The sequence below is a fragment of the Streptomyces sp. NPDC090077 genome (genome assembly GCF_044747545.1).
Classification (GTDB): domain Bacteria; phylum Actinomycetota; class Actinomycetes; order Streptomycetales; family Streptomycetaceae; genus Streptomyces.
Genome location: NZ_JBIVEG010000035.1, coordinates 1 through 12445 on the forward strand (window position 1 = coordinate 1; position 12445 = coordinate 12445).

The window sequence follows — 12445 nt, forward strand, 5'->3', positions numbered from 1 at the left end:
GATCCGAAGCCCTACGTCTGGACCAGAACCGCGGACGAGATCCTCGAACGCCTCGCCAGCTATCTGAACAGAATTCCTGACTCGGAAGACTAGGGTGCGGCCATGACCAAGAAGTACGCCGCCCTGCTGCGCGGCATCAACGTCGGCGGGAACAAGAAGGTCCCGATGGCCGAGCTGCGCTCCGTACTGGAGGCCCTCGGCCACGGAGACGTGCAGACCTACCTGCAGAGCGGCAACGCCGTCTTCACCAGCGCCGGGACCGACCCCACCGCCCTCGCCCGGGGCCTGGAGGCGGCCATCGAGGCCCACTTCGGCTTCCGGGTGCCCTGCCTGGTCGTCGACGGGGACCACCTCGCGGCCGTCGCCGCGGCCTGCCCCTTCCCGGCGGCCGAACTGGAGGGCAAGCAGCTCCACGCCACCTTCTTCTCCGAACAGCCCGGCCCGGAGCGCTTCGCCGCGCTCGACGGAGCCGCGTACCTCCCGGAGGAGTACCGGCTGGGCGACCGCGTCCTCTACCTCTACGCCCCGGACGGCCTCGGCCGCTCCAAACTCGCCGAAGCCCTCGCCCGGCCCGCCGTCGTCAAGGGCCTCGACGTCACCACCCGCAACTGGAACACCGTCGTCAAACTCGTGGAACTGACCCGCCCGTGAACCCGGGACGGGCCGGGCGGCCGCCCCGCGGGGCGCCACCCGGTGAGAGCGCTGCCCCTACCCGGCCCCCACCGCGTCCAGCAGCGCCATGTCCCCTGCGGAAAGCGAGAGCGACGCCGCGGCCAGGTTCTCCGCCAGGTGCGCGGGGGAACCGGTGCCCGGCGTCGGGCACAGGACCGGCGAGCGGTGCAGCAGCCAGGCCAGCGCCACCTGCCCGGGGGTCGCCCCGTGCCCGGCGGCCACCTCGGCGACGGCGGCCGCGCCCTCGCGGGTCAGGGCCCCGCTGCCCAGCGGGTAGTACGGCAGGAAGGCGATCCCCCGCGCCTCGCACAGGGCCAGCACCTCGGCGGAGGACCGGTCCAGCAGGTTGAACGGGTTCTGCACCGCGGCGACGGGCACCGACTCCAGCGCCAGCCGCAACCCGTCGGCCGTGACGGTGTCCAGGCCGATGTGCCGGATCTTGCCCTCCGCCCGCAACTCCGCGAGTGCGCCCAGCTGTTCGGCCATCGGCACCGCCGGGTCGAAGCGGTGCAGCTGGTACAGGCCGATCCGCTCCACCCGCAGCCGCCGCAGGCTCGCCTCGCACATCCGCTGCAACTGCTCCGGACGGCCCGCCACGTGCCACTCGTCCGGGCCGGTGCGCACCACCCCGCCCTTCGTGGCGACCACCAGCCGCTCCCCGTACGGGTGGAGGCCCTCGGCGACCAGCTCCTCGGCCAGGCCGGGCCCGTAGTTGTCGGCGGTGTCGATCAGCGTCACGCCCCGGTCCACGGCCGCGCGCAGCAGCGCCCGGGCCTCGGCACGGCTTCCGCGCGGCCCCCAGTAGCCGGCGCCGACCAGGCCGCCCGTACCGAGTCCGAGACGGCGTACGGGAAGGTCCCCGCCCAGCAGGAACGACGAGTCCACCATGGCCCGACCGTATCCGGGCGTGCCGGGTGTGTCAGGCTCGGGGCATGCGTTACATCATCATCGGCGCCGGTGCGATCGGCGCGACCATCGGCGGACGCCTCGCCGCAACGGGCCGGGAGGTCGTCCTCGTCGCGCGCGGCGCGCACGCCGAGGCGCTGAGGGCGGACGGACTGCGGCTCACCACCGCCGACGGAACCCGCGTCCACCGGCTGCCCGTGGTCACGGGCCCGGCGGAGCTGGGCGAACTGCGGCCGGACGACGTGCTGCTGCTCACGGTGAAGACGCAGGACGCCATCGCGGCCCTGGACGCGTGGGGCGACGCGGAGGTCGCGGGCGGCGGCACCGCCGCGCAGCGGCTGCCGCTGCTGTGCGCGCAGAACGGAGTGGAGAGCGAACGGCTCGCGCTGCGCCGCTTCGCGCGGGTGTACGGGGTCTGCGTCTGGCTCCCCGCCACCTTCCTGGAGCCGGGAGTGGTCTCGGCCCTGTGCGCCCCGCTCACCGGGATCCTGCACCTCGGGCGGGCCGCCGGCGGCTCGGACGCGCGGATCCGGGCGGTCGCCGCCGACCTCTCCGGGGCGGGCTTCGAGGCGCCCGTCGTCGAGGACGTGATGCGGTGGAAGCACGCGAAGCTGCTCGGCAACCTGGGCAACGCCATCCAGGCGACCACCGGCCCCGAGCCGGACCCGGCCAAGGCGGCGCTGCTGCTGCGGGCGATCCGGGAGGGCAAGGCGGCCTTCGACGCCGCGGGCATCGCCTACGCCGGCGAGGCCGAGCAGTCGGCGGCCCGCGACGGCAAGGTCGACCAGCCCGCGGGTGTGCGCGGCGGCTCCTCCTGGCAGAGCCTGGCCCGCGGCACGGGCTCGGTGGAGGCCGACTACCTCAACGGAGAGATCTCCCTGCTGGGCCGCCTCCACGGCGTGCCCACCCCGGTCAACGACGTACTGCGGCATGCGGCGAACATCTTCGCCCGCGAGGGCCTCCCGCCGGGGGCGATGTCCGTCACCGACCTGACGGCCCTGGCCGACGAGGCCGCCGCCCGCGGCTGAGCGGGCCGGCCGGCGGGGCCTCAGGCCGTCAGGGCCGTGGGCGGGGTGTGGGCCGGGGCCGCGGTGTCGTACCGGTGGAGGAGGAGGCGGGCCAGTTCCGGGGTGTCGCCCAGGACGGGCGCGACCACGTCCGCGCCCGCCGCGTCGGCGCCCGCCGCGATGCGGTCCGGGAGGAAGCCCGGGGCGATGACGTACGGGGCCACCGCCACGCGGCGGACGCCCTCCGCACGCAGGGCGCGTACGGCGTCCTCCGTGCGGGGAAGGGCAGCGGAGGCGAACGCAGGCCGCACGGCGCACCAACCGGTGTGCCGCCACTCCCGCGCGATTTCAGCGATCACTGCGATCGCCTCCGGGTCCGTGGAGCCGGCGGACGCGAGGACGACACCGGTCGTCGCGCGTTCCGCCGGGGTGAGGCCGAGGCCGGCCTCGGCGAGGCGGCGCTCCAGGGAGGCCACCAGCAGGGGGTGCGGGCCCAGGACGTCCGCGACCCGGACCGAGAGGTCGGGGAGGCGGACGGCGGACTCCGCCAGTACCGCGGGGATGTCCGCCTTCGCGTGGAAGGCCCGGGTGAGGAGCAGCGGCAGGGCCACGACCTCGCGTACGCCGGACAGGTACAGGGAGGCCAGGGACTGGGAGACGGTCGGGCCGTTGAAGTCCAGGAAGGCCGTCTCCACCCGCAGCCCCGGCCGCAGCGACCGGGCCCGCCCGACGAGGGCGTGCACGGTCGCCGCGTGCCGCGGATCGCGGCTGCCGTGGGCTATGACCAGAAGTGCGCGGGACATCGGGTGCTCACTTGACCAGGAGGCCGCGGCTGCGCAGGACCCACCGCTCGACGGGGCTGAAGATCAGCAGGTCGATGGCGATGCCGACGACCAGGATCAGGATGATCGCGAGGAACACGCCCGGCAGGTCGATGTTGTTGCGGCCGTTCTCCAGGAGCTGGCCGAGGCCGAGGCCCAGGTCGGGGGAGCTGGCGATGATCTCGGCGGCCATCAGGGAGCGCCAGGAGAAGGCCCAGCCCTGCTTGAGGCCGGCGACGTAGCCGGGCAGCGCCGCCGGCAGGACGACGTGCCAGGCGCCGCGCAGTCCGGTGGCGCCCAGGGTGCGGCCGGCGCGCAGGAACAGCGGCGGGATCTGGTCGATGCCGGAGACGAGGCCGTTGGCGATCGACGGGACGGCGCCCAGCAGGATCACCGTGTACATCATGGCGTCGTTGAGGCCGAACCAGAGCACGGCCGGCGGCACCCACGCCACCGACGGCAGCGACTGGAGGCCCTGGAGGATCGGTCCGATCGCGGCGCGGACGAACTTCACCCGGGCGACGAGCAGGCCGAGGGGGGTGCCGATGGCCAGGGCGAGGAGGAAGCCGAGCAGGCCCCGGGAGACCGAGGTCCAGATGACTTCGAGGAGCGTGCCCTTCAGCCACATCGCGGACAGGCTGTCCCAGACCGCGGACAGGGCGGGCAGCTTGGTCTCGTCGGTGACCTTCAACGAGACGAGGACCTGCCACACCACCAGGACCAGGCCGACGGCCAAGACCGGGGGCAGGACCTTCTTGGTGAGGACCTCGCGCACCGGGGTGCGGTGGGTCTGGACCGCGTCGAGGGCGTCCAGGCCCGCTTCGAGGCCGGCCAGGTCGTCGGTCTTCGCCGTGGCCTTCGGGGTGGTGTCAGTGCTGGCCATGGCGGCGGATCTCCCCACGCAGGTGTTCAGTGATCTCGAGGGACAGTTCCGCGACGTCCGCGTCCTCGATGCGGCGCGGCTGCGGGATGTCCACGGTCCATTCCTTCGCGACCCGGCCGGGGCGGGAGGAGAGGAGGACGACGCGCTGGGCGAGGCGGACGGCCTCGCGCACGTTGTGGGTGACGAAGAGGACCGACAGGCCGGTCTCCTCCCAGATGCGGGTGAGTTCGCCGTGCAGGACGTCGCGGGTGATGGCGTCGAGGGCCGCGAACGGCTCGTCCATCAGCAGGAGGCGGCTGTCCTGGGCGAGGGCCCGGGCGAGGGCGACGCGCTGGCGCATGCCGCCGGAGAGCTCGTGGACGCGCTTGCCGTAGGCGCCGCCGAGGCGGACGAGCTCCAGCAGCCGTTCGGCCTCGGGCCGGCGGTCGGCCTTGGCCACGCCGCGCAGCCGCAGGGCCAGTTCGATGTTCTTGCCCGCGGTGAGCCACGGGAAGAGGGCGTGCTCCTGGAACATCAGGGCCGGACGGCCGAGGGTCTCGATGGACCCCGCCGACGGCTTGTCCAGACCCGCGACCAGGTTCAGCAGGGTGGACTTGCCACACCCCGAAGCCCCCAGAAGGGTGACGAACTCTCCGGGAGCGACATCGAGGCTGATGTCGTCCAGGACGAGCTGCGATCCGGCCGGACCGGAGAAGGACTTCGAGACGTGCTCGATGCGGGCGGCGTGCGTCTGCTCCGCTACCGCGCCCTCGGCAGCCTTGGCGAGCGTGGTGGCCATGGTCGTCACCTCCTGGGGTTGCTGGACTACGGGTTACTTGGCGCCGAGACCGGCGTCGGAGACCTCGGGCTTGCCGGCGGCCTTGAGGACCTTGTTCAGGAGCGTCAGGTCGTAGATGCCGGCCAGGTCGGGCTTCTCCAGGAGCTTGGCCTTCACGGCCCACTCCGACTCGGTCTTCAGGGTGCTCGCGAGCGGGTCGTCGGTGACGAGGATGCTCTGCCACGCCGGGTCGAGGACCTTCGCCTCCAGCTCCTTGCCGCTGTCGGCCTTGAGCTTGGCGTTGGCGGAGGCCTTGGCCTTGTCCTGGTTGGCGTGGATCCACTCGTTGGTCTTCACCGTGCCGCGCAGCACGGCCTCGACGACGTCCGCGTGCTCCTTGAGGAACTTCTGGGACACGATGATGTTCGTGATCACGAACTTCTTGTCGGGCCACAGGGAGGTCTCGTCGAGGAGGACGGAGCCGCCGTCGGAGACGAGCTTGGAGGCGGTGGGCTCGGGCACCCAGGCGCCGTCGATCGAGCCCTGCTTGAAGGCGTCGGGGGTGACCTTGTTGTCGGTGCGGACGACGGAGACGTCGCCCTTGCCGGACTCGGGGTCGACCGACCAGCCCTTCTCGGAGATCCAGTTGAGGAACGCGACGTCCTGGGTGTTCCCCTTCTGCGGGGTGGCGATCTTCTTGCCCTTGAGGTCGTCGAGGGTCTTGATCTTGTCCGGGTTCACGACCAGCTTGACGCCGCCGGAGGCGGAGCCGGAGATGATCCGCAGGTTGGAGCCCTTGGACTTGACGTAGCCGTTGATGGACGGCGAGGGGCCGATGAAGCCGATGTCGAGGGAGCCGCCGTTGAGGGCCTCGATCTCGGACGGGCCGGCGTTGAAGGACTGCGGCTTGACCTTGGTGCCGTTCAGTTCCTTCTCGATCAGGCCCTCCTGGAGGCCGACCAGGGCGGTGGCGTGGGTCAGGTTCGGGAAGTACCCGATGCGGACCTCGGAGGCGGAGAGCTTCTTCGCGCCGTCGGCGGCGGCCGGCTGGGCGTCCTTGTCGGCGGGCTTCTCGGCCTGGGAGCCGTAGCCGCAGGAGGCGAGGGCGCCGATCAGCAGCGGCAGGGCGGCGGCGGCGACCAGGCCGCGGCGCAGGGTCTTGCGGGGATTACCGGTGGCAGGCACGGGAGGACTTCCTCTCGACGCGCCGTCATGGGACTACGGCGCAGGTCTTCGTCTGTGATGCGGGGGCGCGTGGGGGGTGAGGGCGCGAAGGCGGGATGCCGACGGCATTTCGGTCATCGCGCACATCGCGCCACCCCTCCCTGGCCGCTGCCGAGGGCGCCGCTGCCCACGCGGCCGCCCTCCTTCGCGAAGGTGGAGTAGATGTCGGCGGGCATGGTCAGAAGTCCCAGCCTTCGTCGTCCGCCGCCACGGCCTCGGCCTTGGAGGCGAAGGACTCGCCCGCCATGCCGGCCGCCAGGGTGGTGCCGTCCGCCGGATCGATCAGCAGGAAGGACCCGGTGCGGCGGGAGTCGGCGTACGCGTCGAGCGCGAGCGGCTCGGCGGTGCGGACGACGACGCGGCCGATGTCGTTGGCCACCAGCTGCCCCGGGTTCGGGTGCTGGGACAGGTCGTCCAGGGTCAGCCGGGAGGGGATCTCCTTGACGATCGCCTTGACCGTCCGCGTCGTGTGCTTGATCAGCACCCGGGCGCCGACGGCCAGCGGCTGGTCCGCCACGTGGCAGACGGTGGCGACCACGTCCTGCGTGGTGGCCGGGGCGCTCGCCGACGGGGCGATCAGGTCGCCGCGCGAGATGTCGATGTCGTCCTTGAGGCGCAGCGTCACCGACTGCGGGGACCAGGCGATGTCCACGGACTCGCCGAGCGCGTCGATGCCCTCGATGACGGACGTACGGCCCGACGGCAGGACGGTGACGGCCTCGCCGACGCGCAGCACGCCGGAGGCGATCTGGCCCGCGTAGCCGCGGTAGTCGGGGTGTTCGGCGGTCTGCGGACGGATCACGTACTGCACCGGGAAACGCGCCGGGCAGGCGGTGAGGTCGTGGCTGACCGGGACGGTCTCCAGGTGCTCCAGCACCGTCGGGCCGCCGTACCAGTCCATGTTCGCGGAGGGCTCCACGACGTTGTCGCCGGCCAGCGCCGAGATCGGGATCGCGGTGATCTCCGGAACGCCCAGCTCCGAGGCGTACGCGGTGAACTCCTCGGCGATCTTCGCGAAGACCGCCTCCCGGTAGTCGACGAGGTCCATCTTGTTGACGGCGAGGACCACGTGCGGGACGCGCAGGAGCGCGGCGACGGCGGCGTGGCGGCGGGTCTGCTCGATGACGCCGTTGCGGGCGTCGACGAGGACCACGGCCAGGTCGGCGGTGGAGGCGCCGGTGACCATGTTCCGGGTGTACTGCACGTGCCCGGGGGTGTCGGCGAGGATGAACCGGCGGCGGGCGGTGGCGAAGTAGCGGTAGGCCACGTCGATGGTGATGCCCTGCTCCCGCTCGGCCCGCAGGCCGTCGGTGAGGAGGGCGAGGTCCGGGGCGTCCTGGCCGCGGTCGGCGGAAACCCGCTCCACGGCCTCCAGCTGGTCCTCCAGGACCGACTTGGAGTCGTGCAGCAGGCGGCCCACCAGGGTGGACTTGCCGTCGTCGACGGAACCCGCGGTCGCGAAGCGCAGCAGCGTGGTGGCGCTGAGCTGCTCGGTGGTGGTCGTCATGGTTAGAAGTACCCTTCGCGCTTGCGGTCTTCCATCGCGGCCTCGGACAGCTTGTCGTCGGCGCGGGTCGCGCCCCGCTCGGTGAGGCGGGACACGGCGATCTCGGCGATCACGGCGTCCAGGTCGGCGGCGTCGGAGTCGACGGCGCCGGTGCAGGACATGTCACCGACGGTGCGGTAGCGCACGAGGCGCTTCTGCACGGGCTCGGACTCCTTGGGGCCGCCCCACTCTCCGGCGGTCAGCCACATGCCGTTGCGCTGGAAGACGTCCCGCTCGTGCGCGAAGTAGATCTCGGGGAGCTCGATCTGCTCGCGGGCGATGTACTGCCACACGTCCAGCTCGGTCCAGTTGGACAGCGGGAAGACGCGGACGTGCTCGCCGGGCGCGTGGCGGCCGTTGTAGAGCTGCCACAGCTCGGGGCGCTGGCGGCGGGGGTCCCACTGGGAGAACTCGTCGCGCAGGGAGAACACGCGCTCCTTGGCGCGGGCCTTCTCCTCGTCGCGGCGGCCGCCGCCGAACACGGCGTCGAACTTCAGCTGCTGGATCGCCTCGGTCAGCGGCACGGTCTGCAGCGGGTTGCGGACGCCGTCGGGACGCTCGCGGAGCTTGCCCGCGTCGATGTACTCCTGGACGGAGGCCACGTGCAGGCGCAGGCCGTGCTTCTCGACGGCGCGGTCGCGGTAGGCCAGCACCTCGGGGAAGTTGTGGCCGGTGTCCACGTGCAGCAGCGAGAACGGCACCGCCGCCGGCGCGAACGCCTTCAGCGCCAGGTGCAGCATGACGATGGAGTCCTTGCCGCCGGAGAACAGGATCACCGGCTTCTCGAACTCGCCCGCCACCTCGCGGAAGATGTGCACCGCCTCGGACTCGAGGGCGTCCAGGTGCGACAGCGCGTAGGGCGCGTCGGAGCCGGACTCGGTGTGCAGGTGCGCGGCGGTGGTCATGCCAGACCCCTCTCGGTGAGCAGTGCGTGCAGGGCGGCAGCCGACTCCTGCACGGTCTGCGTGTGCGACTCGATGCGGAGGTCCGGGTTCTGCGGTGCCTCGTAGGGGTCGTCGACGCCGGTCAGGCCGGAGATCTCGCCGGCCGCCTGCTTGGCGTACAGGCCCTTCACGTCGCGCTCGGAGCACACCTCGACCGGGGTGGCCACGTGCACTTCGAGGTAGTCCGTCGAAGCGGCGGCGTGCCGCTTCGCGACGGCCTCGCGGCTGTCGGCGAAGGGCGCGATCACCGGGACGAGGGCCTTGACGCCGTTGCTCGCGAGGAGTTCGGCGACGAACCCGATCCGCTGGACGTTGGTGTGCCGGTCCTCGCGGCTGAAGCCCAGACCCGCCGAGAGGAACTCGCGGATCTCGTCCCCGTCGAGCACCTCCACCCGGTGGCCCTCGGCGCGCAGCCGCTCGGCCAGCGCGTACGCGATGGTGGTCTTGCCCGCGCTGGGCAGACCGGTCAGCCACACCGTGGCTCCCTGGCCGGTCACGCTCATCCGCTTCTCCGTAAGTTCCGTGTTGTCCGTGGTCATCAGCCGTGCAGTCCGCACTCGGTCTTGCCGCGTCCGGCCCAGCGCCCGGCCCGGGCGTCCTCGCCCTCGGCGACCCGGCGGGTGCAGGGGGCGCAGCCGACGGAGGCGTAGCCGTCCATCAGCAGCGGGTTGGTCAGCACCCCGTGCTCGGTGACGTACGCGTCCACGTCGTCCTGCGTCCAGCGGGCGATCGGGGAGACCTTGACCTTGCCCCGCTTCTCGTCCCAGCCGACCACCGGCGTGTTCGCCCGGGTCGGGGACTCGTCCCGGCGCAGACCCGTCGCCCACGCCCGGTAGCCGGTCAGGCCCTCTTCCAGGGGCTTGACCTTCCGCAGCGCGCAGCACAGGTCCGGGTCCCGGTCGTGGAGCTTCGGCCCGTACTGGGCGTCCTGCTCGGCGACCGACTGGCGCGGGGTCAGGGTGATGACGTTGACGTCCATCACCGCCTCCACCGCGTCCCGCGTGCCGATGGTCTCCTCGAAGTGGTAGCCCGTGTCCAGGAACACCACGTCCACGCCCGGGGCCACCTGCGAAGCCAGGTGGGCGACGACCGCGTCCTCCATCGAGGAGGTCACGCAGAACGTCTTCCCGAAGTGCTCGACGGCCCACCGCAGGATCTCCGTCGCGGAGGCGTCCTCCAGCTCGCGTCCGGCCCGCTCGGCCAGTTCTCTGAGATCCACGTCTTGAGTGGTGGTCATATCTCGTCCCCTCCAGCGGTGTCGGACTGAACGCCCCGGGCCAGCAGCCCGAGGTACTTCAGCTGGAAGGCTCGGTTGCAGGCCCTGCATTCCCAGGCGCCGTGGCCCGTTTCGTGGGGAAACAGGTCCTCGTCGCCGCAGTACGGGCAGTAGAACGGTGCGGCGCGCTCGCTCATGCGGTGCTCCTCGATTCGCTCGCTGCGCTCACGAAAGGCTCGCGTCGTTGGCGCGGCCGACCCAGGCCGCGAAGCGCTCGCCGTCCTCGCGCTCCTCCTCGAAGCGCTTGACGACCCGCTCGACGTAGTCGGGGAGACCGGCCGAGGTGACCTTGAGGCCGCGGACCTTGCGGCCGAAGCCGGCCTCCAGGCCGAGGGCGCCGCCCAGGTGGACCTGGTAGCCCTCCACCTGGTTGCCCTCGTCGTCCAGGACCAGCTGGCCCTTGAGACCGATGTCCGCCACCTGGATACGGGCGCAGGCGTTCGGGCAGCCGTTGATGTTGATGGTGAGCGGCTCGGCGAAGTCCGGCAGGCGGCGCTCCAGCTCGTCGATCAGCGAGGCGCCGCGCGCCTTCGTCTCGACGATGGCCAGCTTGCAGAACTCGATGCCGGTGCAGGCCATCGTGCCGCGGCGGAACGGGGACGGCTTGACCCGCAGGTCCAGCGCCTCCAGGGCCGCGACGACCGAGTCGACCCGGTCGGCCTCGATGTCGAGGACGATCATCTTCTGCTCGGCGGTGGTCCGCAGGCGGCCGGAGCCGTGCTGCTCGGCCACGTCCGCGATCTTGGTGAGGGTGGCACCGTCGACGCGGCCGACGCGGGGCGCGAAGCCGACGTAGAACCGGCCGTCCTTCTGCTGGTGCACGCCGACGTGGTCGCGCCACTGGCCGCTGGGCTGATCGGGCGCGGGGCCGTCGGTCAGCTTCCGCTTCAGGTACTCGTCCTCCAGGACCTGGCGGAACTTGGCCGCGCCCCAGTCGGCGACGAGGAACTTCAGGCGGGCACGGGTGCGCAGGCGCCGGTAGCCGTAGTCGCGGAAGATCGAGATGACGCCCTCGTAGACGTCGGGGACCTCGTCCAGGGAGACCCAGGTGCCGAGGCGGACGCCCAGCTTGGGGTTGGTGGACAGGCCGCCGCCGACCCAGACGTCGAAGCCGGGACCGTGCTCCGGGTGGTTCACGCCGACGAAGGCGATGTCGTTGATCTCGTGCGCCACGTCGAGCAGCGGCGAGCCGGAGATCGCGGACTTGAACTTGCGGGGCAGGTTGGAGAAGTCCTTGTTGCCCACGATGCGGCGGTAGATCTCGTCGATGGCGGGGGTGCCGTCGATGATCTCGTCCTGGGCGATGCCGGCGACGGGCGAACCGAGGATGACGCGGGGCGTGTCACCGCAGGCCTCGGTGGTCGACAGGCCGACGGCCTCCAGACGGCGCCAGATCTCGGGGACGTCCTCGATCCGGATCCAGTGGTACTGCACGTTCTGGCGGTCGGTGAGGTCGGCGGTGCCGCGCGCGAACTCCTCGGAGATCTCGCCGATGACGCGGAGCTGCTCGGTGGTCAGCCGGCCGCCGTCGATGCGGACGCGCAGCATGAAGTACTTGTCGTCCAGCTCCTCCGGCTCCAGGATCGCGGTCTTGCCGCCGTCGATCCCGGGCTTGCGCTGGGTGTAGAGGCCCCACCAGCGCATACGGCCGCGCAGGTCGTTGGGGTCGATCGAGTCGAAGCCCGCCTTGGAGTAGATCGTCTCAATGCGCGTCCGCACGTTGAGACCGTCGTCGTCCTTCTTGAACTGCTCGTTGCCGTTGAGGGGGGTGTGGTGCCCGACGGCCCACTGGCCCTCGCCGCGGTGACGGCCGGTCTTGCGGCGCGCTGCGGCTGCGGGGGCGGCTGCGGGCGTTTCAGGGGTGGCGGCCATGGCGGGTACGTCCTTCTTCAACGGCTCTAGGCGGAGGCAGGGGGGAGCGGCGGCGCGCCCCTGTCACGCTGGAGTCTCTGAGCAGGTGTGGCCGAGGTGCGCCCGTGCGTCGGGGTTGCCGACGGGCGGGCGGTGGAGTTCGGCCTCAGGGGGCTTGCGGGTGATCGACGCGTCCGCGGCGGCGGGGACTGCGGCGATGTGCGGCGGGTGCTGGTTCCGTCAGCGCGCCGGACAGATGGCGCTGGACATGCGGCCGAGGTCGACGTGCCGCCGACTCACCAAGGCAATTCCAGCTCCATTCATGGCCGAAGCGTGGCATGTGGCGATTGGAGGAGTCCACTACTGTCCACGATGCGGACGAACTCGTCCCGGATCATGAGATCACGTGACCCGGGTCACCTTTTTCGCGCGGCTCGGCGCCGGGGCGCTTCGCGGGCTTCGCCCCCGCTGCGACAGCCTCCGGCCGTCGGACCGGGGCCGGTGCGGGTGGCCGGTGCCGGGTTTGCCGCTGCGCGGGGCGAGGTCCCCTACCCACCC

The 12445-nt window shown here is 71.9% G+C and carries 14 protein-coding genes; 2 read left to right on the top strand and 12 right to left on the bottom strand.

Annotated features, from left to right (window positions below; all coding sequences use genetic code 11):
• The first annotated feature begins 102 nt into the window (after positions 1–102).
• Positions 103–651, top strand: coding sequence for a DUF1697 domain-containing protein (locus tag ACIPW5_RS34665; protein WP_401253780.1), 549 nt, complete (start codon positions 103–105; stop codon positions 649–651).
• Positions 652–708: 57 nt separating this feature from the next.
• Here ACIPW5_RS34665 and ACIPW5_RS34670 read toward each other — a convergent pair whose 3' ends face one another.
• Positions 709–1560 (bottom strand): aldo/keto reductase, encoded by an 852-nt coding sequence (locus tag ACIPW5_RS34670; RefSeq protein WP_401253783.1) that lies wholly within the window; start codon positions 1558–1560, stop codon positions 709–711.
• Positions 1561–1604: 44 nt separating this feature from the next.
• Here ACIPW5_RS34670 and ACIPW5_RS34675 point away from each other — a divergent pair, with 44 nt between their 5' ends.
• Complete coding sequence (locus ACIPW5_RS34675; RefSeq protein WP_401253786.1) at positions 1605–2606, top strand: ketopantoate reductase family protein; 1002 nt, start codon at positions 1605–1607, stop codon at positions 2604–2606.
• Positions 2607–2626: 20 nt separating this feature from the next.
• Here ACIPW5_RS34675 and ACIPW5_RS34680 read toward each other — a convergent pair whose 3' ends face one another.
• The 11 genes from ACIPW5_RS34680 to ACIPW5_RS34730 all read right to left on the bottom strand — a co-directional run bounded on the left by ACIPW5_RS34680 (position 2627) and on the right by ACIPW5_RS34730 (position 12211).
• Positions 2627–3388 carry a sirohydrochlorin chelatase gene (locus ACIPW5_RS34680; protein ID WP_401253789.1) on the bottom strand — a complete coding sequence of 254 codons (762 nt, stop codon included), beginning with the start codon at positions 3386–3388 and terminating at the stop codon, positions 2627–2629.
• Between the two features lie 7 nt (positions 3389–3395).
• Complete coding sequence (locus tag ACIPW5_RS34685) at positions 3396–4289, bottom strand: ABC transporter permease (protein WP_401253791.1); 894 nt, start codon at positions 4287–4289, stop codon at positions 3396–3398.
• Positions 4276–5067 (bottom strand): ABC transporter ATP-binding protein, encoded by a 792-nt coding sequence (locus tag ACIPW5_RS34690; protein WP_401253794.1) that lies wholly within the window; start codon positions 5065–5067, stop codon positions 4276–4278. Before ACIPW5_RS34690 ends, ACIPW5_RS34685 begins: the two co-directional genes overlap by 14 nt.
• 33 nt (positions 5068–5100) lie before the next feature.
• Positions 5101–6231 (bottom strand): ABC transporter substrate-binding protein, encoded by a 1131-nt coding sequence (locus ACIPW5_RS34695; RefSeq protein WP_401253797.1) that lies wholly within the window; start codon positions 6229–6231, stop codon positions 5101–5103.
• A gap of 217 nt (positions 6232–6448) precedes the next feature.
• Complete coding sequence (locus ACIPW5_RS34700; protein ID WP_401253800.1) at positions 6449–7777, bottom strand: sulfate adenylyltransferase subunit 1; 1329 nt, start codon at positions 7775–7777, stop codon at positions 6449–6451.
• A gap of 2 nt (positions 7778–7779) precedes the next feature.
• Positions 7780–8721, bottom strand: coding sequence for a sulfate adenylyltransferase subunit CysD (gene cysD / locus ACIPW5_RS34705; RefSeq protein WP_401253802.1), 942 nt, complete (start codon positions 8719–8721; stop codon positions 7780–7782).
• Positions 8718–9299, bottom strand: coding sequence for an adenylyl-sulfate kinase (cysC, locus tag ACIPW5_RS34710; protein WP_401253805.1), 582 nt, complete (start codon positions 9297–9299; stop codon positions 8718–8720). Before cysC ends, cysD begins: the two co-directional genes overlap by 4 nt.
• Positions 9299–9997 carry a phosphoadenylyl-sulfate reductase gene (locus tag ACIPW5_RS34715; RefSeq protein WP_401253808.1) on the bottom strand — a complete coding sequence of 233 codons (699 nt, stop codon included), beginning with the start codon at positions 9995–9997 and terminating at the stop codon, positions 9299–9301. The genes cysC and ACIPW5_RS34715 overlap by 1 nt, the downstream gene beginning before the upstream one ends.
• Complete coding sequence (locus ACIPW5_RS34720; RefSeq protein WP_401253811.1) at positions 9994–10173, bottom strand: hypothetical protein; 180 nt, start codon at positions 10171–10173, stop codon at positions 9994–9996. Before ACIPW5_RS34720 ends, ACIPW5_RS34715 begins: the two co-directional genes overlap by 4 nt.
• A 28-nt stretch (positions 10174–10201) precedes the next feature.
• Positions 10202–11908: a nitrite/sulfite reductase gene (locus ACIPW5_RS34725; protein ID WP_401253814.1), complete on the bottom strand. Its 1707-nt coding sequence runs from the start codon at positions 11906–11908 to the stop codon at positions 10202–10204.
• 219 nt (positions 11909–12127) lie between these two features.
• The gene (locus tag ACIPW5_RS34730) at positions 12128–12211 is read right to left on the bottom strand and encodes a putative leader peptide (RefSeq protein ID WP_312847410.1); all 84 of its coding nucleotides are present in this window, start codon (positions 12209–12211) and stop codon (positions 12128–12130) included.
• Between the last annotated feature and the right edge of the window lie 234 nt (positions 12212–12445).